Raw genomic sequence first — 25237 nt, forward strand, 5'->3', positions numbered from 1 at the left:
GGCTCCTGCTGCCTTCCTGTGCCTGCTAGCTCAGACGCCGTTGGCGGCGATAACACGTCGGACACGTCGCACTCCTTCTACCAGCAACTGCCGGCGGCTTACTCCAGGGGCCAGCGGGCGGAAAAATTCCTGCACAAGGCCCACCAGGCCCTGGGGAATGAAGATGGTGACAATGGCAATCGTCAGGCCCAGCAGCGAGTTGTGGAATGCCGAGCCACTGATTTGAAACTGGAACGAGAGCAGCTCGAAGAGAATGGCGCTGATGAGGGGACCGAGCAGGGTGCCTGCTCCACCGAGGACGGTCAGGAGGACCATCTCTACTGAAATGCCAACATCAAAGACTGTCGGCGGGTCAAAGCCGGTCGACCAGTAGGCGTAGAGGCCGCCTGCGAGCGCCGTGGGCACAGCGCTGAGCACAAAGGCCCCTATCTTATACCAGTAAGTTGGAATACCCATTGCCTCGGCGGTCTCTTCGCTCTCGCGAATGGCGATCAGCGCATAGCCGGGTTTGCTGCGCGCCAGATAAGCAGCCAGCAGGAAACATGCCAGAGCTAGCAACCAGAAAAGAAAGTAAAAGGCGGTATCAGAGAGCGCTGGCAGAGGCAGCTCGACCTCGCCGCCGCTGCCACCAAGGTTGCGAATGGCGACGAGCTCGCGCGTAGCTTCGGCGATCCCTAACGTAGCAATAGCGAAATAGTGTCCTCTTAAGCGAAGAACGGGTAAACCGAGTAGAAAAGCGAGCAAACCAGCAATTCCGGCTCCGGCCGCGAGTCCGAGCCAGAATGGACGGCCAGCCAGCACCAGCAAGCCAGTGCTATAGGCGCCAACGCCGAAGAAGAAAACGTTCCCAAAAGAGGCATAGCCGGTGAAGCCGCCCAGAAAATTCCAACTTTGGGCAAGGGCGGCGAACATCACAATCAAGGTCCAGGTATGGAGCGTAGCGGCGTCGCCGCTCAGTGGAATCAGGGCTGCCAGAGCCAGGATGATCAAGCCCGTCAGCAGCGACCAGAGCCAGCGAGTGCCTGATTTTGGCTGGGCTGGCCGCTGCTCAGCAGTTGGCTCAGAGGTAGCGGTGGGCGACGTTGAAGGCTTACGCCGGGGTCCAGACATTGTCTCTCTCCTTCTTGCCTTTGGCTCACCGGGATCGTCGTTCAGGCATAGAACGCCTTGCCCAGAATACCGCGCGGACGGATAATCAGTACCAGGACCATCAGGGCAAAGGCGATGGCGTCGTCATAGCCGGGGCCGATGCCTGGGAGCAAAGGCACAACCGTTTCGGCCAGGCCGAAGACCAGGCCGCCAGCCAGGGCGCCCCAAGGGGTGCCCAAGCCCCCGAGCACGACGATGACGAAGGCTCGCAGCGTGAAAACGCCCCCTTGTGACGGGTCAAAGGGGTACAGCTCAACCAGCATAGCCCCTGCTGCGCCGGCCAGGGCCGCCCCAAGGCCAAAGGTCAGCGCGTAGATGCGGTCAATGCGGATGCCCATCAGGCGTGCCGCATCGCGATCCATGCCGGTGGCCAGAATAGCGTTCCCTGTGCGAGTACGTTGCAGAAAGAGGCTCAGGGCGGCTGTCAGTAGCACGGCAATCAGAGCAGCCAGCAGACGATCAAAAGGAATATGCAGGGTCCCCAGCGTCAGACCGAAGCCACTGTACGCAGTATTAATCGAGCGTCGATCGCTAGTGAACAGGAGCTGTACCACATCGGCGATGAGCAGATCGAGGCCGAAGGTGAGCAGGAACGTCATCAGAAAAGGTGCACGAATAACGCGATTAATCGCCACATATTGCACGATCCAGCCCAGGCAGAAGAGCAGCAGCATGGTCAAAGGGAGGCCGAGAAAAGGATCGATGTGCAGCTGCGTAAAGGCCCAGTAGGCAGCATAGGCCCCGACCAGAATGAAAGCGCCGTGGGCGAGATTGACGATATTCATGATCCCCCACACCAGCGAAAAGCCCAAGGCTACCGCGGCGTAGAGACTGCCCAACAGCAGCCAGTTCACAATCACCTGCACAATCAGCATTGCAGTACCTCTCTGTGAAAGGGAAGCCTGCGCACAGGCAGGCTTCCGACAGCTAGAACCAGCATCGCTTTGCCCCTCATTGGCTGGTAGCGGTGGGCCAGGGGCAGCCTGCTCGCTTGGCTAAGAGCGAGGGCGAGCTGAGGCACTACGGCGGCATGCTAGCGCTGAGAGAAAGGAGGGGTTGGGTAGAGCAGCTGTGCGTTAGCGACCTCCTTCGGGTAGACGGTCACTACCTGGCCATTCTGGATCTGGATGGTGGCCATCGGCTTAAACGTATTGGCTCCAGTGGCATCGAAACGAATGACACCATAGAAGGTCATAATATTGAGCCGGGCCAGGGCGTCGCGTACCTTTTGAGGATCGATCGAACCAGCATTCTGGAGCGCGTACTGGAAGGCCAGGCCAGCGGCGGTGGACTCAGCAGACTGATAGGAGGGTTCATGACCGAAGGTCTGCTTGTAGATCCGCTCATAGTTGGCTGGAGTCCCAAAGAAGTCGATACCCTGGTAGTGCTCCTGGGGAGTCCACTGCGAAGACCCCAGAACGTAGTTGGCATCGGGCCCGAGCGAAGTGGTAAAGTCAGGGGTAGCAGGGCCGACCGTGAAGGCATAGAGTTTGGCGTTGATATTGAGTTGCTTGCACTCCTTCATGGTCGTTACGGCTTCGCTTTCATGGCCCGAGCCAAGCAGCATGTCGGGGACACCGCCGTGGGCTGAAGTTTTCAGGGCTGTCAGTACTCCTGTCAGGTCAGTGGCCCCTGATGGATAGGTCTGGTAGTAAACGACCTCCATGCCCTGGCTGCGGGCGAAGTCGCGGGCGGCAGTAGCCACCTCCTCAGAGAAGGAGTCATTGGCCGAAATGATGGCCACGGTCTTCGGGGGGGTGGGCAGGCTCAGGGCTGCTTCCAGCATCACCTTAGCGTACTCCGAGGCCGGGCTGAGCACACCGAAAATATAGTGGAAGCCGCGGGAGAAAATCGCTTTGGCGGCGCCGTTGGCTTCGACCATAGGGATCTTGTAGCGTTCAGCGATGGCTTCGTCCTGCAGGGTGGCCGATGTGCCGTAGGGGCCGAGGAGGAAATTGACCTTGTCAGCAGTAATCAATTGCTGGGTAAGCTGAGCGCTCCTGGTGGGACTACTCCCGTCATCATAGTACTTGAGAGCGACCTGGTAGGTGGTGTTCCCCACTTTAATGCCGCCGTGGGCATTGACCTCTTTCACCCAAAGCTGGTAGCCTTCCAGAGTAAGATGGCCTTCGGTCGCTGTGGACCCCGTGAGCGAAATCGGGGCCCCAAAGAGCAAGGTATTGCTACTGCTCGCTGTCCCACCGCAGGCCAGCAGTCCTATCGAGCAGAAGAGAGCGAGAAGTAGCGAGAGAAGAGCTGTCGGCAGCGGCGAGCGCGCCGCGTTGCTGCGGGACTGAAAGGTCGAGTTGTGTCCCGTGTGCGCAAGATGGCGCCGCGGGAGGTGGAGGTAGCTGAAAAGGCGAGTCATGGCTTCTCCCCCATCGTTGGGTTCTCCAGGTGGCGCTGGAGCTGTCAGCACCGGCCTGACAAGATGACTGGCGCTGCGCCTGGCCCGAGGCGGGGCGCGGAGAGCACGAGATGGGTCAGGCGATGAGGCAGTCGCACAGCACGGTCAGTCAATCCTTGCCTGACTACCCCTTCCAGGGCTGCCTGCCAACGGCAACGCCTGGCATGAACGCTGTCCCCTTTGCTTCGCTTCACTGCCTGTCCATCTCTGCAGTGCATCGCTGCGCTGGTTAAATAGATTGAACAATTTCTATTATAATAGGTCAGACAGGGAGCGGTAAACTGGTAACAGGCTAGCGTTAAGCGTTTAGCTGCTTATCTACGCTCGACTGGCTGTGTAAAGTCTGAGATTAGCCAATGCTGCCTGCAAGCGAAGAGGAGGAATGGTATGCACACGCACTCCGATGAGTCGCGGTCCGGCCTGGCCTTACAGGCCAGCTGGCGACCGTGGACCCGGCTGGGTCGCTTCTGCCGCAATCAATATGCTGAGCTTGTTGCGGCAGTTCTCTTTCTGACCATCTTGCCGTTACCTGGACGGCGCTTATTAGCAGGCAGTAAAGAGGAAAGTGCCGCGCTGATCGTAGGGAGCCTCTATTACCCCCTCGTCGGCCTGCTACTTGGTGCCATTCTCTGTTTGCTCGCTACCTTGTTCGCCCCCCACGTTCCCGCCCTTGTACTGGCGGCCCTGCTGGTCGTGGCCGAGATCATGCTCACGGGGGGCCTGCACCTCGATGGGGTCATGGACAGTTGTGATGGTCTCTTTGGGGGTATTGGGCGCGAGCGTCGTCTGGAAATCATGCATGATAGCCGTGTTGGTAGTTTTGGGGTTCTGGGTGCATTTACGCTGTTATTGCTGCGTTTCGCTATTTTAGCCAGTCTCCCCTTCTGGAGTTTGCTAGCGGCTCTCCTGGTTGCGCCGACCCTTGGGCGTTGGGCGATGGTGCTGGCTGGCGGCCTCTTCCCGGCGGCGCGTCCCGATGGTCTGGGGGCCGCTTTTCATCAGGCAGTGACCCTGCGTCGTCTCCTTCTGGCTGGCCTCGGTACTGTGCTCATTGCCCTCCTCTTCGCTCATCTCATCGGTCTCTTTGTCTGGTTGCTGAGCAATCTTCTCATCGTTGGCCTGGGCCTGGCTGTGACCCGCTCACTCGGCGGTCTCACGGGCGACATTTGTGGGGCCTTCGGTGAAATCTGCGAAGTTTGTGCCTTGCTACTCTTCCTCCTGATGCATGTTTCTCTTTAGACGAAGGTAAGGAGCGTGTTCCACGTGAACAGAGAAGAGACTGGATCTGAAGCCGTCATCGCGCAGCTGACATTTGTCCTGGGAGGGGCACGCAGCGGCAAGAGCCGCTTTGCTCTGCGTTTGGCGGCAGCCAGCAGGCGGCCTGTGGCTTTTATTGCCACAGCGACCGTGAGCGATCAGGAGATGGCCGAGCGAATTCGTCGACATCGAGCCGAGCGTCCTGGCGACTGGTATACCTTTGAAGAGCCGCTACGACTGGACCGGGCTATCCTGCAAGCAGCCAGTGTTGCTGATGTTCTGCTACTGGATTGTCTAACGCTTTGGCTGAGCAACCTGTTGCAAGCCCATGAGCAAGCAGAGCCAGAGATGGCGGTGATCAGTCCCGAACGAGAGGCCCAGGTCCTGGGAGAAGTTGAGCGCCTTCTGCAGGCGGCACGCGCCCTACGATCTGATCAACAGCTCATCGTCGTCTCTAACGAAGTGGGATTAGGCATCGTGCCGCTCTCTCCCCTGGGACGAGGTTACCGCGACCTGCTAGGACTGGTCAATCAGCGCCTGGCCCGGGCCGCCGTGCGGGCCTATTTCCTCATCGCCGGCCTTCCCCTTGACCTCAAGCGCTGGCAGGCCGAAGGGCTAGAGGCCATCCTCGACAATGACCGGCCTGGCCTCTAGCCTTGTCTCTCGCTGGCTGGTAGGATAGCTGGTAGCTGGATGAAGGAGAGTCGAGTCGGCAGCGGCACTGAAGCAGGCTCAGGCTGGCCGGGCAGCCCGCTGCAACTGGCGACTGGCGATGAGGAAGAAAGGGATGGCCAGCAGCTCGGCCAGCAAGCAGAAGGTGATAGCGAGCGGCAGCGCCACGCTGTAGAGCAAACCGATCAGGGCGCTGCCCAGGAACCAGCAGATACCATAGCCGGCGGTGAAGATGCCATAGGCGGAGGCACGGCGTTGACCAGGTACCATTAAGGCCACGGCGGCGGGAATAAGCGACTCGTGGACACCCATGCCGAGGCCCCAGACGACCACCCCGAGCAGTGCCAGCCAGAAGCCCCCCAGGAAAACCAGCGGTGCAAACAAAGCTGCCAGAACTGTCAAAGGAATCAGAATGCCCATCCCCAGACGATCGAAGAGTCGTCCACACAGGAGCGAGCCTAAGCCGCTACTTCCCATTGCAATGGCATAGAAGACTGGGACCAGCGTGGAGGGCACGCTGGAGACACGGGCGAAATGATAGGCTATCAGAGGGAAATCGACGAACCCGGCGGCCACCAGAACGGCCCCGACCAGATAGACCCAGTACGTAGCTGGCAGCGCTTGGGGGGTAGCCACCTGGGGGGCGGGGGCCAGCTCGTGAGGGCGGGGGTAGAGCAGACGAGCCAACAAGAGAAGCAGCAAAGTTAAGGCAGCACTGACCGCCAGCGAAGCAAAGGCCAGGCGGTAGTTCCCCTGCCAGGCCAGTACCGCAGCTACAGCGAGTGGTCCCAGCAAGGCCCCAAACTGATCGAGGGCCTCGTGAAAACCAAAGGCCCAGCCATAGCCCATCTCGTGGGCAGCCTGCGACAGCATGACATCTCGCGGCGGATTGCGGATCGCCTTGCCGGCGCGTTCGAGAATGATCAATAAAGCGGCCAATGGCCAGCTACCCGCTACAGCCAGCAGAGGGACCGAGACCATCTGTACCACATAGCCCACAATTGTCACCGGCCAGTATTTACCAGTGCGATCGCTCAGAGGACCAGAGACGAGGCGCAGCCCGTAACCAAGTAGCTCACCCAGCCCGGTTACGGCCCCAATCAAGGCGGCCCCAGCCCCGAGCAGCGCCAGATAGGGACCGAGGATGCCCCGGGCTCCTTCATAGGTGAAGTCCGCAAAGAAGCTCAACAGACCGATCAACAGCACAAAGCGAAAGGCCGCTCTTTTGAGCGTCAGGCTATTCATAATCAACCTTTCTCCCCTGTCTCCTCGGCGGTTCACGGGGTGAGAATAACCGGTCGTTGTCAAAACGAGCTCTTCTGGCTCAGGGCACGGCGGTAGTTGGGGAAAGTGACCACCGCCGTGCCTCTGCTCCTTATTCTATGCGTTCATTCACCCACACAGGGAGAGGGGGAAAGACTCCTTGTCTCTCTTCTGATCCTGGTGGTCCAAGGCCAGCATCCAGAGCGAGAAGCCGGCGAAGAGTAGTCCCAAGGCCAGCACTGTTCCCAGGTCAGTCACAAAACAGGCTGCCAGAATGAGCTTGCCAATCTCGCGTCGATTGAGGCCCGTCTCGACCATCACCGCGTACACCACGGCTACGGACGTCGTTGAGAGAGCTATCCCGGCCAGCTCTGAGGCTCGCCAGCTCCAGTGGCTGATCAACAACGTGAAGGCGCAAGCCCCGGCGAAGGGTGCCATAAACGAAGCGCAGCCGATAAGCAGACTGGGCCAGAGATGGCGACGAAAAACCGCCGGCTCGATTTCCGCTCCTGCCAGGAAGGTCAGCAAGACCGAGCCGAGGCTTGCCAGAAAGTCGCTCCAGGCCGTCGAGTAGAGCAGGTGGCTATTGCCACCGATGACCCCCAGAACGATTTCCACCAGGGCAACAGCGAGGCCCGTGCGAATCGAGATCAAGCTGGCTGAGAGAGCCAGCGCCATCCAGATAGCCGCGATGAACCACAGGTTTTCCGACACTCTTCTCCTCCTGATTGGCACAGAACCAGTGATTGCTGGCAAACAGACAGGGCCTGGGAGACGCAGACAGAGGAAGAAAAGAGTGGGGAAGAGGCCTCTCTGACGGGAGAGACAAAAAACCCCTGATTTGCGCCTCCAGGCGTAAATCAGGAGCCATCAGCAGTGCTGGCTGCGGTTTCGCCACTTCGCTCGCTCAGCGCAAGTCAGGTGGCGCGGCGGACTCCATCGCCTTTCCCATACGTTGCATGCAGCTGCTTGTTCTCTCAACTGCTTTAGTAATTATACCATAGCTTGCAAGAAGCTGGGGAAGATTTGCGATCTGGGGGGCAGGCAGCCTATAATGAAAGGGCAGCCGCTCATGATGGAGGCAAGCTTCGCCTCCCTTTCCCCTCAAACCTCATCTCTGGAGCAGAGCATTGAAACAGGCATCAGCTGATGCAGAGATCCGCCCCATCTCCAACTGGGGCATGATTCTCTGCTGTGGCCTGCTTACCCTGGTTGGGTTTAATCTCCGATCCATCATCCTGGGAGTCCCTCCAGTACTCCCACTGGTGCAGCACGATCTGGCGCTCTCTTATTTCGAAGTGGGCCTGTTGACGGCGCTCCCGCCACTGACTCTTGGCGTCAGTGCCTGGTCGCTTGGCCTGGTCATCGAGCGTCTCGGAGAGCGGACCTGCGTCGCCCTTGGCCTGCTTCTGCTTGGTCTAGGGGCGATCCTGCGGGCCTTGTGGCCGTCGGCGGTGACGCTCTTCTGCTTTACCCTGCTGCTCTGTCTTGGTATTGTGCTTGCTCAGACAGCTGTCCCGCCCCTGGCGCGTCACTGGTTCCCGCGCTCTGTTGGTCTAGTAACGGCCCTCTTTAGCGACGGCCTGATCATCGGGGAAGCGCTGGCCGCTGGACTAACTGTTCCCCTGATGCAGCGCTTCTTTGGTGCTGGCAACTGGCGAGCCACCTTTATTTTCTGGGGAGTGCCTGCGCTCATCCTGCTTCTGGCCTGGCTGGTGCTCGCGCCACGCACAGCGAGCGGCCAGCTCCCGACGCTGGCCACAGCCCAGCGGTCTCTGCGGGAAAGAGAGACTCATCCTGCAAGAGCAAAGCCAGAGCGGCATGTCAATGCCTGGCATCTGGGCATCTTACTTGGTGGAGGAAGCCTGATCTATTTCGGCATGAATGCCTGGATTGCCCCCTATAACGCGGCCCTTCAGCGAGCAGCGGCCACACCCCTGGTGCTAGGTGTGTTCAACACTGCCCAGTTGCCATCGAGCCTAGTGGTCACCCTCTTCGCCCAGCGACTGGCGGGGAGGCGCTGGCCCTTTATTGGGGCTGGCATAGTCTGTGCGATCTCGCTTATTGGCTGGCTCCTCTCGCCTGCCGGGCTGGGAGTCATCTGGGCGGCCCTCATTGGCGCTGGCTCGGCTCTCGTCTTCACCCTCGGGGTTGCGCTGCCCGCCTTGCTGGCCTCGCCTGGTGAAGTTGCTCGCCTGACCGGCATGACCCTCTCGCTCACCTATGCAGTGGCCTTCATTGGGCCGCTCATTGGCGGAGCCCTCTGGGACCACTTCGGGCTACCAGCTCTTGCCTTTCTTCCCGTCCTCATCGCCTGTCTGCTGCTGGTGATCCTGGGGGCTTTGCTGCCTGAGCGCCATCCAGATCGAGAGGTCCCTCGTGCTGCTGAGCAAAGCCGGATCGGCCTGGCCGTACGAAGTGGCGCCGACCAGGATGAGCGGAAGCCGCCAGCCACCTCCTAGCCCATTGTTGCCCTGCTTGTTGCCCGGTTGAATGAAGACCCATTGCAAATCTTGCGCGATGCGCTATCATCAGGGAAGACAAGGAAACAGAGATTAGCAAGGGAGGCCACTCACGCCATGTGCTACGACGACAATGCCCGTCCACCCGTGCCAGACGGTGCGGATGGGCAAGCCCGGGGAGAAGACCTGGTTCTCACTGCCGCAGATGGCAACCGCTTTGCAGCCTACTTTGCCCGTCCTGCGGCCCCTACGGGAGCGCAGGTAATCATCTATCCTGATGTCCGTGGCTTGCATCAGTTCTACAAAGAGCTAGCGCTGCGCTTTGCCGACATAGGAATCGCTGCCATCGCGCTCGACTATTTTGGGAGAACTGCGGGATTAACAGCGCGCGACGATTCCTTTGAATTCTGGCCCCATGTCCAGCAACTCAAATTAGAGAACTTCTTTCTAGACGTGAGGGCGGCTCTTGACTACCTGCGTAGCCATGCCAGCGCCGAGGGAGCGACCTTCCCTGTTGGCTTCTGCATGGGGGGTAGTTTAACGATCCTCTCGGGCTGTGATCGCTCCTTCGGCTTTGCCGGCCTGGTGGCCTTTTATGCAGGGCTGAGCCGACCTCTTGCGGGCGGTGGTACAGCTCTGGAGCGGGCCGATCAACTAGCGTATCCGCTGCTCGGTCTCTTTGGAGGAGCTGATCAGGGTATACCTGTCAGCCAGGTTCACGAGCTAGAAGAAAAACTGCGCCAGCGAGGTCTTGAGCACCAAATTCACATCTATGAAGGGGCACCTCATAGCTTCTTTGACCGTCGCTACAGCGAATATGCTGAAGCCTGTGCCGATGCCTGGCAGCGCGTTCGCGACTTCATTGCTGCCCATAGTCGCAGCCGTACCTAGGTCCTCTCCCCTCAGAGAACTGCATAGCAGCGCTACGCTTCCCTAGTTGGTTTCGCAGGCTGTCCCCTGTGAAGCCAGGTAGGGGAAGCGCAGCGCCTCCTTCAAGCTACCCGTCTGGCGGTAGCGCGCGATCATCTGGTGAGCAGGTGTCTGACGCCGCTCAAGAAGTGTGAAGAGCGGGTCCAGCAACGAGCGACTCCCCTCCTTATCCAAAGCTCGTGCAGCGGCGGTCAGCAGCTGCTGCGCTCCCGCAAAAATCTCCTCGTCCTCAAATCCGCGCAAGGCCGCGCGCTGATGAAGGCTAGCATCGGGTACGATGGCCCGACCGGGCAAGGTATCATCGAGGGTCAGGCCCTGAAGGAGGGCCAGCAGGGCGGCATAGAGCGAGAAGTCTCCACAGCTATCGCAGGCTTTAAACTCCAGCCTCCCGATCTCTGCCGGAATACGCGCCAGCTTTGTCAGCGAGGGGCTGCTGTAGAGCAGCTGAGTTTCATCGGCAATGAAGACCAGGGCTGCCGGGCGCTGACCGGTCCGGAGAAAGGTACGCACCGAGAGGCCTTCCCAGAGCTTGCCCTCGTAAAAGGGGGAACTGAAGCTAAAAGGCACAATGTAGGGACTATAATAAGTCAGTTTGCGCCCCCGATCAATCAACACCGCTGTCGACCAGCTGGCGCATGACAAACTCAGGTCGGGACCATAGGTCAGGAAGGTGCTGAGAGCGGTGCGATCTTCTGGCGAACGATCAAGCAAGCGCCACTCATAGGCATTGAGCGGAGGATCGAGAATGAGGCAAGTCTGGTAGGGGTTGTAGCTCGTCAAGACGGGAGTGAAGCCATGACGAGCAGCCACCTGGCAAAGCAGGGCGAAGCTCTCCTCTAGCTCTTGGATAGTACTCTGGATGTCAGGATGAATGGTCGTCCTGATTTCTATCCCCTTAGGAAGGCAGGTCAGCCACTCGCCTTGAGGGCTGAGGCGCTCTAGTGCTTCAAGGTACCAGCGCTTGAGACGGATACCGGCATCGCCGATGCGTAGCTGCTGCTCATCGCCGGGATAGAGCGGCAGCTCATCGATCACGGCCTGAAGCTGGCTGTAGGAAGTTGAAACGAAATCCACAAAGCGTCCATTGTGGTCGAGAAAAGCCACCTCGTGTTCAATGCCAAAGCAGAAATCGCTCATCTATCTTGTCCTTTGCTCGAAATAGAGACCAAGAGAGAGCTACCTCGGAGTGGGAGTCGCCCTGGAGTGGAGAGGGGAGATCCACCTCCACCAGCCACACACCACCTGAGAGGGAGAAGCGCACTTCCCTTGCGGCGGTGCAAGGAACGATCCCAAATCAGAGTAGGCAACTCAGATATTAGCATGGCCTAACATTGGCGTCAAGGGGAAAGGCACTACTGGTGTAGAGTGTACTATCAGGAATACATCATTGTACAGTGCACAAGAGCAACCAACCGGCTGCGGTGGGATCTTCCTCCTCTTGCTTTTGCTGAAGAGGGTGGGGTAGAATAGAACCCTGCCCTTTGCACTGTGCTATTGGTGAGTGCAGGAGGGGGGCCCATTACGAGCATACCTATGACTGCACACAATCGATACCAGCGAACATCAGCCCTTCAGCGTCTCGTCAAGTCAGCTCTCGACGGTCCTGGCTTCCGCAACCGAACTCTGCTGGCCATCTCTTTTTCTGTGCTTGGGGCCTATATAGGCACGGCGATGATCAACCCGGTGCGTGTCCTGTATGCTCAGGCGCATGGGGCCTCATTGCCGATCATTGGGGCGATGGCCTCTGCTTATCTGGTCTCTGACTTTCTCTTCGGCTACCCATTAGGCTGGCTTGCCGATCGCTGGGGACGCAAGCAAGTGATCCTCATCGGCATGGCGGCGCAGGCGTTGCTCTCGGCGCTCTACCTGCCAGTTTCCGATCCGGTCCTCTTTATCGTGCTGCGCTTTCTGGAAGGCATGGCGGCGGCCTCCCTGTTGCCGGCGGCGCGGGCCTTGCTCATTGACGCTGTGCCTGTTGAGCAACAAGGTGAAGCGTTTGGAGTGTTTAACGCCTTTTTCAATGCCAGCTTTCTACTCGGTCCGGCGCTTGGGGGATTGATGGCTGCCTTGGGCTACAGCTGGGCCTTTATAGGGGCAATCGTCATTCGTCTGATAGGCATTGTTCTCGTTGTACTGCTCATTCGGGACAGACCGGGGACTCGCGCCCGCAATGCAGAACAGCCTGCTCTCAGCAGCGTCTTCAGAGAGCTATTTACCTGGCCGCTGCTGGCTGCCTATCTGATTGCTTTTGGCGATTATCTCTATTTGGGTTTTGACCTTACCCTGACGCCGATCTGGATGCACGATCACTTACAGGCTTCCGTGGCCCTGATCGGCCTGACATATACCGTCTGGGCGGTGCCGAACACGATTTTCTCCCCTCTTGGGGGGAGAGTAGCCGATCGCCGGCGACGTTCCACAATGATCTTACTCTTTGGTCTGGTCCAGGTGCCCCTCTACTTCTGCTATGGGATGCTGAGCCAGGCTCTGGTGGCCTTGCTGCTCTTTGCTGTGCATGGAATCGTGTATGCCTTTGTCCAGCCAGCCGTTGATGCGCATCTGGCGGCCTTCTCTGGAAACCACGTGCGCGCGCGTATTCAGGGCCTCTACAGCACCTTTGGTCTGATTGGAGCCTTTGTCGGAAGCAATCTGTTCATTCCTCTTTACCTGATCAACTTCCGCTTTCCCTGGTTTATGATGGGACTTTGCTATGGTCTCTGTATTCTCGTCGGAGGGCTGATCATTCGGCGCCAGGAGGCCAGCAATCTCCCTCAGCCTCAGATGCTGCAAGAGGATCAGGCCGAGGTGACGACTGTGAGATCATCAAGCTCTCATCCCTAATCAAAGATGCTCGCCTGACCTCCCTCTTCACCCCTCTCTGCTGCGACTGGAGAAGGAAGACATGGCGACTCTCTCTGGCGATTCCACGCCGCTCCGACTGCTGTTCCTGGGCGATGTGATGCTAGGGCGCCTGGTGAACCAGGTGCTCCAGCAAGTTGATGTGACCTATCCCTGGGGTAATACGCTGGAGCTTCTGTTGCAGGCGGATACACGGATCTGTAACCTGGAATGCGTTCTTGCCGACATAGGTAGCCCCTGGTCGCTGACGCCCAAGGTCTTCCATTTCCGTGCAGATGCGTGCAAGGTGGCGGTGTTGCAAGCGGCGCGCATCGAGACAGTCTCGCTGGCGAATAACCATACGCTCGACTTTGGCTACGAGGCCCTGCTACAGATGCTTTCTGTACTGCGCCGGGCTGGCCTTCACTTTGCTGGTGCGGGGAGCAATCGGCTGGAAGCCAGGCAACCTGCCCTCTGGGAAGCCGCTGGCAGGAAACTGGGGCTGCTGGCGCTCACCGATAACGAGCCGGCTTGGGAGGCTGGCCCCGAACGAGCGGGCATCTGGTATATGCCAATGACCATGAGCGACTCGCGTGCTCTAGAGCTGCGCGCAGTACTCAAGGCTGTGCGCGCTCAAGTTGATTGGTTAATAGTCTCCCTACACTGGGGAGGCAATTGGGGCTATACTCCACCGGCAGAACATCGAGCTTTCGCACACGCCCTCATCGATGCAGGGGCGGATATCGTCTATGGCCATTCCTCGCATGTCGTACGTGGCATCGAGATCTATCGAGGGCGCCCTGTGCTCTACAGCTGTGGCGACTTTGTCGACGATTACGCCGTTGATCAGCACGAGCGTAACGATCTCAGCTTCATCTTTAGCATCGAAGTGAGCGGATCTCAGCTTACGCGCCTGCAGCTCTATCCGACGGTGATCCGGGCCTTCCAAGCCCGGCGCGCCTACGGCTCCGATCGTGAGGAGATTGTCGCGACAATGCTGCGCCTCTGTACGCTGCTGGGTACAGCTGCGCGCTGGTCTGAGCAAGAGGGCTGTCTGGAAATAGCGGTTGGCGAGGTCTGAGCCTTGCCTGTGAGGTTGCGTCTGGCGACTGGTGTTTGCTCTTCTCTGGTGGAGGCCGATGAGCACGAGGCCGGATCCAACCTCAACAGGTGCCCCGCAATGAGGACTCAACCATTGTGTACCATCCCGGCTCCAGTCAGAGCTTTCTTTATCCATATCTTTATGAGCACCTGCACCCGTTCTCTACCTCAGAGCGCTATCCTCTTAAACAGAACGTGGGCCAGTATGTGACGACAACTATCCACACACTGTTTCTATGCTCTGTGGAGGGAGGATGCTCTATGGCGGTTCTCTCGGAGCCTCGTTTGCAGATTCCTGTTGACCCTGGCTACCTGCGTCTCAAACGATTGGTCGATGTAGCGGTTACCCTGGTCTTGTTGCCCCTGCTCCTGACAGCGATGGGGGTGATCGCCGTTCTGATCCGGCTCGATTCTGCTGGCCCTGTCTTCTTCCGCCAAAAGCGCTTGGGATTAAACGGCAAAGAGTTTGTTTTGCTGAAGTTTCGCTCTATGTATGCTGATAGCGATGATTATCTGCATCGAGAGGCCATCAGACGTTATATGAATGGTGACCGACTCAGCAATGGTCAGCAAGTTGCCACTCCTTACAAGTTGAGCGATGATCCGCGCATTACGAGAATCGGTCGTCTGCTCCGTCGTACTAGCCTCGATGAGTTACCTCAGTTCTTTAATGTGCTGCGTGGCGAAATGTCGCTCGTCGGACCACGTCCTCCCCTGCCGTATGAGGTGGAGCAGTATAGTGAGCGGGATTGGCTGCGCCTGGCAGGCAAGCCTGGCCTAACCGGCTACTGGCAGGTCTATGGACGCAGTAAGGTCGATTTTAAGACGATGGTAGAAATGGACATTGCTTATCTGCAGCGCCAATCGATCTGGGAAGATCTCAAGCTCATCGCTTTAACCCCGCTGGTGATGCTGAGCGGTCGCGGTGGCGCCTGAGTCTCCGCTTCATCTTTTGCTTTGCCAGGCTACTACCGATCGCCTTCTTTCCAGGCCTTCGTCTCTTCCTTTCTTGGAATTCTTATAGTCATAAGGATATTCCCCTGCAGAAGCGAAGCTGAGGGGTGAGCTATTGGGGACCTCTTCCTCCCCTTACCGCCTTGCTGGCAGCCGGCAGCCCCATTGGGAGGCGCCCGCTGCGCTGGCAAGTGGCTGCTGGCACAGCTAGTGCAAGTGCTGCTTGCTGATCTCCTGCGAGAGGGAGACAGAGCGTTGAGAGCGACGGCGGTCGCAGATTCTCTCCAGCAGCTCGTTATAGCGCTCGCTCATCAGCTCCCAGCGGAACGGTTCGAAGTCTTTCGCGGCGTTCTCAACGAGCTGAGCGCGCTTTTCGGGATGATGATAGAGATCGACAATAGCTGCTGCCAGGCTGAGTGGATTCTCTGGCTCACAGAGAACGACCGACTCGGGACGGAACATCGAGCGGATCGCTTTAGTATCCGTGGCGATAATGGGACGATGGAGCCAGGCGAACTCATAGGCTTTAGTGGGCAAGAGGAGGTCCATAAATCCATCGCAGCGGTAGGGGATAATGCCCACATCCCCGTGGGCGATAAAGTGAGCCACCTCTTCAACCGTGCATGTCTCTCTAAAGGTGACGCGATCGCTGATCCCCAATTCCTCTGCCAGAGTATGAAGAAAAGGAATTTGCTCGCCGCGTCCCAAAAGATCGAGGCGGAGGCGTGGGGCGGCAGGCAGAGCCAGAGCCAGGGCGTGTAGAGCCACATCAAGGCCATGTCGCTCCGCCATCGTGCCATGGTACATCAGGATGAAATCGCCGTCCTCCTCGGTGGAAGGCACGCGGGTGCGTTGTGAGGGTGGGAAATAGCGCGGGTCTGGACTGTTGAGGATGACAGACAGCTTATGGCGGGGAACGCCGCGCCTAAGCAGCAGCTCCTCGAAAGGCCAGCCCACCGTGATCACATGGTTGGCGAACAAAGTCGACACGCGCTCCTGCAAAGCGGCCAGTCCCCGGGCCAAGGAGCGCAGCCGTCCGCGAGTCTTGACGGCCATCAGCTCTGGCGAGGCGTCCTGTACCTCCAAAATCACGCGTGCTCCAAAAAGGCGCGGAATGAGTGCAGCGAAGACCAGGAAATCCGGCATGTTATGCACTTGAATCACATCATAGCGCTTACGGAAATGGAGCCGTGTCACTGTCCAGGCAGCGAGAAACAGGAACCTGAGCCAGCCGAGCACGGTCAGCGGCAATGGCTGGCCGAAGCCCCGATCCAGAGGGACGCGGTAGACCGCGACGCCGTGGCATTCTTCATACGAAGGCTCGGAGCCATGACGCAGACAGATGACATCAACCAGGTGACCTCTGGCGCGGGCAGCCTCAGCCAGACGGCGCACCAGAGGATCAAAGCGATACCAGTCGTAGCTAATGTGAACAATACGTAGCGGCGGCATTCCCAATCTCCCCTTTCAGACCGAACCACAATTCAGGCGGGTGTGCGATCAGTTCTCAGCCAATCTCTTTTTTGCCTCTGGCTCTGGCGAAGCACAAGATAGACCCAGAGTTTCCAGAGCACGAAGACGGGCGCAAAGAAGAAAGCTCGATAGATCCCTTTAGGCGGATCTAAGAGAGCCAGAGGGGAAAGCACATAGACACTCAATCCCAGCAGCAAGAGCAAGGCCAGCGCCATAGCGGGCGGCCAGCGCAGTAGCAAACTGGCCAGGAGCACCAGCATGGTCCCGGCCAGCAAGACAGAGAGAGGAGGCGTCAGCAGCTCGGCCACCGCCTCCAGCCGGCGCCAGTCGCCGGCCTGCAGTCCAGCCCGTAGCAAGCGTGAGGCACGTCTGAGAGCGGACGTATTTGCTTCAGCGGCCTCCCAGCGCAGATCTTGCGAACGCATCTGAGCAAAGCGCAGCGGCATCTGAGAGCGGACGATCGCTTCGGGCACGTAGCGTACGCGAATTCCTTGTTCCACGAGTTGCAGGTAGTACTCATAATCCTCGCCGCGTGAAAAAGCCTCCCAGGGATAGCGCTCCAGCAGAGCGCGGGTTAGACACATGCCATTGCCTGTGAGCGTCGACGAAGCGCCCAATCTGGTCCGTCCCAGGGGGCGGACGTGATTCATCAAAGAGAGTGCCAGCCAGCGCAGCGCTGTTCCCGGCGAGGCCGAAGCATTGAGCACCGTATTTCTGGCCTGCAGAGCCTGCAGGTCCTCGCCGCGAGCCAGACCTACCCGTAAAGCCTGCTCCAGGGCCTGCAAAAAAGATGGCTCGACCACAGCATCAGCATCCAGGAACACGCAGGCGTCGTAGATCACGCCGTCCTCGGCCAGCCGCATCAAAGCCCAATTCAAGGCGTAGCCCTTGCCGCGCCGCTGAAGATCACAGCGCTCGTAGACGGTAGCCCAACCGGTAGAGCGGACCAGGCTTGCTGTCCCATCGGTGCAGTTATCGGCAATCACACAGACCTGATAGTGGCTGCGCGGATACACAAGTTGTTGCAAGCTTGCCAGGAGCGTTTCGATGACCAACTCCTCATTGTGGGCGGGAATCAGCACCACAAAGCGCAGTGGCTCTGTGGCGCTGGGTGGTGGAGCTGAGGCAGGAGCCTGGAGAGGCCAGCGGGTCAGCAGGGCGGCTGCTGTCACTACTGTCAGATAGCCGACAGGCAGAGCTAGCGCCAGCTCCGCCAGGAGGAGAATCCACGAAAGCAAGGGAAGAAGCGTAGCGAAGGACGTCGTAAGCGTCATAAGGCGACCTCGCTCAAAACCGCTTGAGCCTGCGGCGTGGTGGGCGTACCCTTCTGGGCCGTCTGCTGCTCGGAGCGCTCTTGTTCCAGGGCTGGCAGGCGCATCAACAGACCAGCCAGCAAACCCAGATAGATCACATTGCGATAGAAGAAAAGCTGGTAGTCCGCGTAGGCTACCATGACTTCCATGACCGTGATTGCTATCACATAGACGGCCATCAGGCGCAGATAGGGATCGTGGAGCTGGCGAGCGATCAGACCGCCGCGCACAATCAGCGAGCCTAGCAAGAACCAGAGAGCCACATAGCCAGCGGGTCCGAGGCGCATCCAGATCCAATAGATTGTATTGTGTGGCACATACAAGTAAGGATTGCCACCGAAATTGGGATCATCGCTCGCCAGGACCGGCAGCGGCTCGGGCTGTAAAAACTGCTTCCCGAAGCCCAGTCCTAACAAAGGATTCTGCTGGACTGTGTACTTCAGATCATAATTTTCGGTGTTGCGGTACGCATTTGATGCCTGATCGCGAGTATCGGAAGCCGAAGGATTAATGACTGAGACAATCGCCCGGGCAGGCTCCGCAAGGCTGCCCGTTGCATGAGCGAAAGCGAGGACGTAGCTGACGCCCACAACAGCGCAGATCGCCAGTCCAGCTAGCAGAGGCTTGCGCAGCTGCGGCTTCAAGTAGAACACAAAGGCCCAGACCACAAGCACACCCACGATCAAGGCGATATAGTCAGCGCGTCGTTTATTGGCGATCAGCGCAATCAGCACGACTGGGAGCACGGCCAGAGCCGCATACAGCTGTGGGCGGTAGCGATACAACAGACAGAAGAGAATGATGAGCAATAAAATGGAAACGAAAAAGAAAGACTCCTCGTGTGACATAATCTCGTTCTGATTCGTCAGATCGCCATGTAACACGAAGAGATAGATATAGCAACCCTGAAGACCCTTAAAGGCGGCCCCCAGGATAGCAAACCACAGGAAGAGGCGAACGTGTCGCACCTGCGAGATCAAATTGTAGGCCAGTAAGTAAGAAAGGAAGAGATACCAGAGCGGTCGCACTTCCAGAACAGTGATCTTCAGATCGCCGCCGGTCGCCAGGCCATGAAGAACGCCAACAGCCACACAGAGCAGAAAGGCCATGAAAGGCCAGAATAGGGGGCCGCCCTCCAGGCCCTGGCGGCGCTTCGCCAGGCGGTGGCAAATGCTCATAAAGAGCGTAAACAGCATGAGAAAACCGATTGGGCGCTCGATCATCCCGGCCATATTTGGAGGCCAGTAGAAGATATTCAGCTGATCGGTGCCGATATGGAACTGCAAAGGATTCTGCTCGATGAGCAGCACACAAGCCAGGCAGAGGAAGAGGCCAGTGACGGGCCAGCGCATAATCAGCAAGCCGGCGGTGCAGGCGGAGAGCAAAGCCACGAGGATGCTGAAGCCGAGGGAGGAACCGGCCAGCATCAGCAGAGGAAGAACGGTCAAGCCCAGCATGAGAGCGATCCAGAAAGGAAGGATGCTACGTCCTCGCGGCTGGGTCTCCGGCTCATCGGGGTAGGCTCGATAGAGCTGTCTCGACCGTGGCGGTGACTCTGGTAAAGAAGGCATAGGCTTTCACTATCTCTTGTGAGAAGACAACAACAAAGCCGGGCCTGCTGCCCCTATGCTCTGCTGGGCGTATTAGAAGAACGTACTATAAGCGACCAGCAGGGCGATAGCTAGCAGCATAATCAATCGCGTTGTTGCATTATATTTCCTGATAAAGAGGCTCAGCGTTAGAAAAAAGCCGAGCAAGATCACGATCGTTTTCATAGGCCAGGCGTTCCTCTGAGTGAGACAATCTCACAGCAGCTGGCGTATCCAGCGCGGAATAGAGCTCTCGATCTGGTTCAGCAAGATCCCCTGGACAGGGAGGTCTCGCAGCTGAGCGCAGGCTTCGCTGACCAGCACCTCAGAAGTCACGCCGGCGTGCACCACCAGGATGAGGGAATCGGCCAGGCTTGCAGCCAGGGCGCCGTAGCCTGACGTCACCAGCGGGGGCAGGTCCAGGATGAACAGCTCCTGGGAGGTAGGCAAGCGAGAGAGAAGCTGGCGTTCAGCGAGCAGGTGGATCAACTTCATAGCCTGGCCTGCGGCATTGCCGGCTGGGATAACCGTCAGCTCGGGCGACACCTGGTAGCGGATCGCCTCCTCACTGCACTCGCCGCGCAGCCATTCCGCCAGGCCCTGGCGGCGTGGCAGATTGAACAACTCCTGCAAGCAGGGGCGTTCCCAGGTGCATTCCAGCAGTGTCACAGGTCGCCCGCTATCGTTAGCCAAGACCGTAGCGGTTGCCAGGGCCAGGAGCGTCTTACCCTCGCCGGCGGTAGCGCTCGTGAAGCCGAGACTACGAATTGTCGAGCGCTCTCGGAAGAAAGTAGCGGCACACAGCTGGCGGCAGCGCTCGCGCAGAGCCTGGGCATTGAGCAACTCGCGTGTCTTTTGGCTCTTGGCAGCAGTCTCTGGCTGTTCCGGCTTCGTCTTTCCGGGCCTGCCTGGCACCGGTGTTTCTGGCACCTTGACCTTGCTAAGGGCCTCGCTCTGCGTCCTGGTCTCTTTAGTCTCTTTCAGAGCCAGCCCAGGCTCATCTGGGTTGTCTAGGACCTGTTCTTCTGTTGGTGTTGATGTTGACGAAGCCAGGGCGGCAGCAGTCGGCTGTGAGCGGAGCGCTGGCAACTTAACCGTATCGCTGTCCGAGTCGTGCGCACTTGTATTCTGCTTCGTTTTATTCTTATTGAGTCGATCATGTTCTGCCATAAGCGCTATCCTCTCCTCTCCTCAGCTAGTTAGGGATACCGTCCCTGCCGGGTAGCAGCTCACCAGAAGCGGCGGAAGGGAGCAAGGCTGCAATACCCTCCTTCCCCAGGCGCGGAAGCTGAGCCAGCACCGGCAGGGTTGTGATCTTCTGCAGATCGAGAGGCGTATAGACCGCGCGATTGCGGCGAACCTGAATGATCACCAGGGCGGAGCAGCTAACGAGCGCTGCCGCCAGGCCAATCGCGCCACCGATCAGGAGCGACTTCATTCGTGAGACCTGCTGTGTGCCCACGCTTGGGGAATCGATGACCTTAAAAAGGCTATTGGTGCCAGTGCCCTGAGAGCTAATCTCCTGATTCAGGCTGGCGATAAGCGACTGCAAGTTTTCCACCGTTGCCTGAGCCTGCTTGGTCTGGCTATGGAGCAGGCCGTAGGCGGGGTCCAGGGTAGCAGCGTAATCGGGGCCAGAAGTCAGCACCTGATGAGCCAGATCGGGGTGATTGGTGAGATAGCGGGCCTCAGCGGCAGCGGCGTTGGCGGCGTCCTGCTGAGCCTTCACGAGCTGGCCCTGATAACTTTGGAGCAGATACTGCGCTTCCGCAATGCTGAACTGCTGGCTTTGTTGACTGTAGTTCTCGATGACAGCGCTTACCACCTGTTGGGCAATTTGTGCACTCTTATTCTCATAGGTAATGGTGAACAGGTTATAGCCCACTGCGCGTACGAGGACATGCTTGGAGATTTCCGTAAAGAGAGCATCATCGCGCAGGAGCGGATCGGAGCGTGTGCGTGCATCGAGCGTCGAGGCGAGCTGTGTTTGAGAAGCCACCTTTAAAGCGAAGGTTCGGCTTTGCAGCAGCTCGCTCAGAGCTGTAGCCTGGGTCTCTGCTGGTGTTGCCTGGAGATTTGTCTCTGGTCCGGTGGCTCCGATAACCTCATAGCGTCGCAAGGCCCACAATGAAGCCGTTGTTTCGTACGATGGAGGAAGAATCAAGACAACTGCGATGGCCAGAGCCGGGAAGATCACGAGCAGCAGAATGAGCTGCAGGGGCCGGCGGAAGATAGCTTCAAGTACATGCCCCACAAGATCAGACCTCCTTCGCTTCGCGTAGCATCGGGTAACCTCTTGTTTTTTTCTGCTGGTGTGTGGTCTGCTACAAGGGTACTACTGGTTCGATAGTAAAGTGGTATTCATGTATGTGAAGATGTCGTTTCCGCTGGGGGTTCGATGTGTACATCGCGCTACCAATGGGCCGAGGCGAGAGCTTGTGAAGGCGCGGGTACTGTTCGTCTACCCTGCTCTAAGAAAAAGACTTGTTCTTTACCGGATTCGCAATCCTGTCACTACAAAGGCGTGCTATAACCCGATTAGACCAGGAGTAAGCCAATTGACAGAGAGCTGCACACCTGACTAGCGCGACTTACTGCCAGAAAGACAGCTGGAACCTGCGTTGCTGGTGGGCCTGGGCCAAGCTGGTGGGCAGAGCAGGGAGTCATAGTCTGCCGCAAGCCGCTCGATGAGCCTGCTCCAGGGTCCCCTAAAGAACGCTGGCGGGCTGCTCCCGGTCTAGGGGGCGATTGCGTCCCTGGCTGCGCTGCCGGAGGTGCTCACATGAGAGATGCCATCCGTGAGTTGATCAAATATCTTACGAACCGATTTATCAACCATATTCCTTCGTATACACTGCGCTATGCCTGGTATCGTGCGGTTCTAGGGTGGGAGATCGGCCCCCAGGTGACGATTCTCTCTGGCGTGCGCGTTCAGATGGCAGGTCTGCGTGGTCGAGGGCGTCGCGTCGTGATTGGGAAAGGTTCTGTCATTAACTATGATTGTTTGCTCTATGTAACGGGGGGGCTGGTGATCGGCGAAAATGTCAGTCTCTCGCCGGGGGTCTGGCTGATCACCGGTTCGCATGATATCAATGATCCAGAGCACAAGGATATCTACAAGCCAATTGTGATTGGTAACTACGCCTTCCTGGGAGCGCGGGCGACGGTGCTGGCGGGAGTGACCATCGGTGAAGGGGCTGTTGTGATGGCGGGAGCAGTCGTGACCCACGATGTTCCTCCCTATGCAATTGTGGGCGGTGTGCCCGCGCGCGTGGTTGGAGAGCGCCAGCTGCGCAATCCCTCCTATTCGCTGGCCCATTTTCATCCTCTGTTTGGATAGCGCCCTGTGAAGCTGAGGGCAAGGGATTGGATTGACCTGGCTTGATCCCTTCCTTTCCCTTTCCTCACCATGCCAGCTGGCTCAGGCGCTGCTTGGTCGTGAGCTGAAAGGAGTTGAGGGTTGCTTGTCTCTGCTATGGACGCTGTCGGTCCAGAGTATCAGCATGTCTATCTCTCACCACACTTTGATGATGCTGTCTATTCTTGTGGTGGAACTATTGCCTTACAGACGCTCCAAAAGGAATGTTCGCTGATTATAACCGTATTCGCCGGCCTTCCTGGTCCCGATTTAAAGCTAAGCTCCTTTGCTCGACGCATCCAGCGCACGATGAGCAGTCAGCACGAAGCATTTAGCCTGGTAGAGCTTCGCCGCCAAGAAGACCAGCAAGCCTGCTCCTTGCTGCGGGCCGATTGCCTCTGGTTCGATTATCTCGACGCCATCTATCGTGGTGCTCCGACTCTCTATCGCTGGAAGCGAGCTATTGGCGGGCGTATGCTTCAGGCCGATACCTGGATTGTTGAGGATTTGCTTCGCCTTTGTCTGGCCCTCCATCGTCGTCTCCCCTCGCTCCACTGGTATGCGCCCTTGGGTATCGGCGGTCATCTTGATCACCGCCTGGTTGCCGCTGCTGCCTTCCGGCTTCTCGTATATGGGGCCGATGTCGTCTTCTACGAGGATTTCCCCTATGTTCTGCGTCCCTCTGCGCTCAAGAGGCGCCTGCGGGAGGTGGGGGTCATCATGCAGCCTCAGCTGGTGGAGGTCTCGGATACGCTGGCTTTACGCCAACAGGCTGCCAGCCTCTATGCGTCGCAAGTGCGCATGAACTTTGGATCTGCCGCAACGCTTTATCGGAGCATCGAATGTTACAGCAGCCAGATTAGTCCGAAGCAGGGGGCGCATGTGGAACGCTTCTGGCGGGCGGCCTTGCAAGCTGATTACCATCGGTTGCAGCAGTGAAACGACTGGCGGAGATCCTTCACCCCCGCCAGTCGGCTTCAGGAGCAAAGGACGATCTGAATCGTCCTCTGTGATCCAGTGAGCCTGAGAGGAATGCGCAAGACTTGTTTGCTTGCTTGCTAGCAGTGGCCCAGCTGGACCCAGACGCCTGCTGGCCCGCCCGGCACATCGTTGTATGTCCACCATTTGGCTTGCCAGAGATAGCCATTATACGTCACTTTGCTGCCCCCAGTGTAAGCCGTAGTAGAACTCCAGGGAGCGATGCCGGTGCAGTTGCTGCTGGCTGGTGGTGTGGGCGTCGGTGAGGGAGTGAGTGTCGGGGTGCTGGTGGCGGTGGGTACCGGCGTTGACGATGGGGCCGCTGTAGGAGTCGCAGCAGTCGCCTGGGCGAACTGGGTGACGATGCGGGTGAAGTCCCAGTCGTTCTGCGGCACGCTGCTGCAGGTGGCCGAGAGGTTCCCATTGTTATTTGGCGGGGTACACTGTCGATCGCGGTTCACCGACCAGAAAGTAAAGCGGGCCAGGTGATTGCTGTTGACAAAGCTCAGTACGGTCTGGAAATCGGACTGATAGAAGTATTCCCCGCTATCGGTGCGCCCATTCATAGAAGAGATCCCCTCATGGGCGTAGGCGGTTGCGCTATCCCAGCCAAAGGTGTTCATGAGGATGGTGTGAAAACTCTGCAGGGCACTGATTTGGCTGCTGGCGCCGTTGAAGCCGCCATCAAAGGGCATGATGGAGTAGCTGCTAGGCGTATAGCCGAGGCTCCGTGCGGTGTTAAGGAGCTGCTGCCCAAAGTAGCCAGTACCCGAGGTAGTGCCTGGCAGAGTAATGGTGATCATGAGGCCAGGGTTGTTGGCCTGCAGAATCTGAGCGGCCCCCAGCTCGTTAGTAATGGCAGTGGCGTTCTCGTATTCTGGCTCCTCCAGGTCCAGATCGATGGCGCGCAGACTATACTTGGTAATGACCGCCTGCTCTGCGGCGGCGGTAGCCTGGGGAGTGCCACAGACCTGCCCCAGCTTCGTGCCATTATAGCCACCAAAAGAGACCACTACATCGCCGCCAGCTGCTCGCACGGCGTTGATCATTGGGCCGACCTGGGTATCGGCGGAGACATCGATCAGGCCGCTATCGGCCTCCCAGGCGGGAGTGCAGCCGTTGTCTGCGACGATGAAAGCCAGAGTGAAAACGCGGGCGCTGGTCGCGGCCATCACTGTGGTCAGAGATGGCGGATTATTAGCAAGGGGCATGACGTAGGGGGCTGCATTGTACCAGACTGTGCCTGGCGATGTAGCCGCCTGGGCTGGCCGCTGCTGGTGCAGGAGGCTGAAGGCTGCCGCTGCCAGGCAGGCCACCAGGAAGGTGGCAGAGACGAGCAGCCAGACTCGCCGTGTTGGCGTTGGGGGTCTCCTTTTGCGCAAAGCTCTGAGAGAGAGCATGTCCTCGCTCCTTTGCTTACTGTTGATGCTGGCCAAGCCGCCTGGCAAGGTCAGCGTGGGAGAGGAGAGTGGCGGGCTTAGACCTGGATGAGG

22 protein-coding genes and 1 riboswitch are annotated in these 25237 nt (G+C 58.4%); of the genes, 9 read left to right on the forward strand and 13 right to left on the reverse strand.

Annotated elements, in window-relative coordinates; genetic code table 11:
* Nucleotides 1–30: 30 nt before the first annotated feature.
* The 3 genes from N688_RS07715 to N688_RS07725 all read right to left on the reverse strand — a co-directional run bounded on the left by N688_RS07715 (nucleotide 31) and on the right by N688_RS07725 (nucleotide 3517).
* A complete protein-coding gene (locus tag N688_RS07715) occupies nucleotides 31–1110 on the reverse strand; it encodes a branched-chain amino acid ABC transporter permease (protein WP_052888741.1) in 1080 nt (359 codons plus the stop codon).
* A gap of 41 nt (nucleotides 1111–1151) precedes the next feature.
* Nucleotides 1152–2024 carry a branched-chain amino acid ABC transporter permease gene (locus N688_RS07720; RefSeq protein WP_052888742.1) on the reverse strand — a complete coding sequence of 291 codons (873 nt, stop codon included), beginning with the start codon at nucleotides 2022–2024 and terminating at the stop codon, nucleotides 1152–1154.
* A 158-nt stretch (nucleotides 2025–2182) separates the two neighbouring features.
* Complete coding sequence (locus N688_RS07725) at nucleotides 2183–3517, reverse strand: amino acid ABC transporter substrate-binding protein (RefSeq protein ID WP_052888743.1); 1335 nt, start codon at nucleotides 3515–3517, stop codon at nucleotides 2183–2185.
* 426 nt (nucleotides 3518–3943) lie between these two features.
* Here N688_RS07725 and cobS point away from each other — a divergent pair, with 426 nt between their 5' ends.
* Both cobS and cobU read left to right on the forward strand, forming a co-directional pair.
* Entirely contained in the window at nucleotides 3944–4795 is an 852-nt protein-coding gene (gene cobS / locus N688_RS07730; protein ID WP_052888744.1) for an adenosylcobinamide-GDP ribazoletransferase, read from the forward strand.
* 24 nt (nucleotides 4796–4819) lie between these two features.
* Nucleotides 4820–5467, forward strand: a complete 648-nt coding sequence (gene cobU / locus N688_RS07735; protein ID WP_238321070.1) for a bifunctional adenosylcobinamide kinase/adenosylcobinamide-phosphate guanylyltransferase — start codon at nucleotides 4820–4822, stop codon at nucleotides 5465–5467.
* A 78-nt stretch (nucleotides 5468–5545) separates the two neighbouring features.
* Here cobU and N688_RS07740 read toward each other — a convergent pair whose 3' ends face one another.
* Both N688_RS07740 and N688_RS07745 read right to left on the reverse strand, forming a co-directional pair.
* Nucleotides 5546–6730, reverse strand: a complete 1185-nt coding sequence (locus tag N688_RS07740; protein WP_052888745.1) for an MFS transporter — start codon at nucleotides 6728–6730, stop codon at nucleotides 5546–5548.
* 147 nt (nucleotides 6731–6877) lie between these two features.
* On the reverse strand, nucleotides 6878–7462 hold the full coding sequence (locus N688_RS07745; protein WP_052888746.1) for a cation:proton antiporter: 585 nt from the start codon (nucleotides 7460–7462) through the stop codon (nucleotides 6878–6880).
* Nucleotides 7463–7602: 140 nt separating this feature from the next.
* A riboswitch (Fluoride riboswitch) is annotated at nucleotides 7603–7701 on the reverse strand.
* A 177-nt stretch (nucleotides 7702–7878) separates the two neighbouring features.
* Between N688_RS07745 and N688_RS07750 the strand changes: the two genes are divergently transcribed.
* Together N688_RS07750 and N688_RS07755 are read left to right on the forward strand one after the other, a co-directional pair.
* Nucleotides 7879–9210 carry an MFS transporter gene (locus N688_RS07750; protein WP_052888747.1) on the forward strand — a complete coding sequence of 444 codons (1332 nt, stop codon included), beginning with the start codon at nucleotides 7879–7881 and terminating at the stop codon, nucleotides 9208–9210.
* A gap of 117 nt (nucleotides 9211–9327) precedes the next feature.
* The gene (locus N688_RS07755; protein WP_052888748.1) at nucleotides 9328–10101 is read left to right on the forward strand and encodes a dienelactone hydrolase family protein; all 774 of its coding nucleotides are present in this window, start codon (nucleotides 9328–9330) and stop codon (nucleotides 10099–10101) included.
* A 42-nt stretch (nucleotides 10102–10143) separates the two neighbouring features.
* Here the strand turns inward: N688_RS07755 and N688_RS07760 are convergent, their stop codons facing one another.
* Nucleotides 10144–11277, reverse strand: coding sequence for a hypothetical protein (locus N688_RS07760; protein WP_052888749.1), 1134 nt, complete (start codon nucleotides 11275–11277; stop codon nucleotides 10144–10146).
* 396 nt (nucleotides 11278–11673) lie between these two features.
* On the opposite strand from N688_RS07760, the gene N688_RS07765 reads away from it, so the two are divergent.
* The 3 genes from N688_RS07765 to N688_RS07775 all read left to right on the forward strand — a co-directional run bounded on the left by N688_RS07765 (nucleotide 11674) and on the right by N688_RS07775 (nucleotide 15015).
* Entirely contained in the window at nucleotides 11674–12981 is a 1308-nt protein-coding gene (locus N688_RS07765) for an MFS transporter (protein WP_052888750.1), read from the forward strand.
* A gap of 61 nt (nucleotides 12982–13042) precedes the next feature.
* Nucleotides 13043–14059, forward strand: a complete 1017-nt coding sequence (locus tag N688_RS07770; protein ID WP_052888751.1) for a CapA family protein — start codon at nucleotides 13043–13045, stop codon at nucleotides 14057–14059.
* 281 nt (nucleotides 14060–14340) lie between these two features.
* Nucleotides 14341–15015: a sugar transferase gene (locus N688_RS07775; protein WP_052888752.1), complete on the forward strand. Its 675-nt coding sequence runs from the start codon at nucleotides 14341–14343 to the stop codon at nucleotides 15013–15015.
* Between the two features lie 225 nt (nucleotides 15016–15240).
* On the opposite strand, the gene N688_RS07780 is transcribed toward N688_RS07775, so the two are convergent.
* The 6 genes from N688_RS07780 to N688_RS07800 form a co-directional block, all read right to left on the reverse strand.
* Nucleotides 15241–16485 carry a glycosyltransferase family 4 protein gene (locus tag N688_RS07780; RefSeq protein ID WP_052888753.1) on the reverse strand — a complete coding sequence of 415 codons (1245 nt, stop codon included), beginning with the start codon at nucleotides 16483–16485 and terminating at the stop codon, nucleotides 15241–15243.
* 32 nt (nucleotides 16486–16517) lie between these two features.
* Complete coding sequence (locus N688_RS07785; protein ID WP_052888754.1) at nucleotides 16518–17780, reverse strand: glycosyltransferase family 2 protein; 1263 nt, start codon at nucleotides 17778–17780, stop codon at nucleotides 16518–16520.
* A complete protein-coding gene (locus N688_RS07790) occupies nucleotides 17777–19390 on the reverse strand; it encodes an O-antigen ligase family protein (protein WP_052888755.1) in 1614 nt (537 codons plus the stop codon). The genes N688_RS07785 and N688_RS07790 overlap by 4 nt, the downstream gene beginning before the upstream one ends.
* 72 nt (nucleotides 19391–19462) lie before the next feature.
* Nucleotides 19463–19594 (reverse strand): hypothetical protein, encoded by a 132-nt coding sequence (locus N688_RS23755; RefSeq protein ID WP_272945032.1) that lies wholly within the window; start codon nucleotides 19592–19594, stop codon nucleotides 19463–19465.
* Nucleotides 19595–19624: 30 nt separating this feature from the next.
* Nucleotides 19625–20578, reverse strand: coding sequence for a CpsD/CapB family tyrosine-protein kinase (locus N688_RS07795; protein WP_052888756.1), 954 nt, complete (start codon nucleotides 20576–20578; stop codon nucleotides 19625–19627).
* A gap of 25 nt (nucleotides 20579–20603) precedes the next feature.
* Nucleotides 20604–21662, reverse strand: a complete 1059-nt coding sequence (locus N688_RS07800) for a GumC domain-containing protein (protein ID WP_052888757.1) — start codon at nucleotides 21660–21662, stop codon at nucleotides 20604–20606.
* A gap of 528 nt (nucleotides 21663–22190) precedes the next feature.
* Here N688_RS07800 and N688_RS07805 point away from each other — a divergent pair.
* Together N688_RS07805 and N688_RS07810 are read left to right on the forward strand one after the other, a co-directional pair.
* On the forward strand, nucleotides 22191–22748 hold the full coding sequence (locus N688_RS07805) for an acyltransferase (RefSeq protein ID WP_052888758.1): 558 nt from the start codon (nucleotides 22191–22193) through the stop codon (nucleotides 22746–22748).
* A gap of 120 nt (nucleotides 22749–22868) precedes the next feature.
* Nucleotides 22869–23705, forward strand: a complete 837-nt coding sequence (locus N688_RS07810) for a PIG-L deacetylase family protein (RefSeq protein WP_156025342.1) — start codon at nucleotides 22869–22871, stop codon at nucleotides 23703–23705.
* Between the two features lie 119 nt (nucleotides 23706–23824).
* Here the strand turns inward: N688_RS07810 and N688_RS07815 are convergent, their stop codons facing one another.
* Nucleotides 23825–25144, reverse strand: a complete 1320-nt coding sequence (locus N688_RS07815) for a chitinase (protein ID WP_052888760.1) — start codon at nucleotides 25142–25144, stop codon at nucleotides 23825–23827.
* Nucleotides 25145–25237: the final 93 nt, after the last annotated feature.

Origin of the sequence: Thermogemmatispora carboxidivorans, from assembly GCF_000702505.1 — a bacterium.
Taxonomy (GTDB): domain Bacteria; phylum Chloroflexota; class Ktedonobacteria; order Ktedonobacterales; family Ktedonobacteraceae; genus Thermogemmatispora; species Thermogemmatispora carboxidivorans.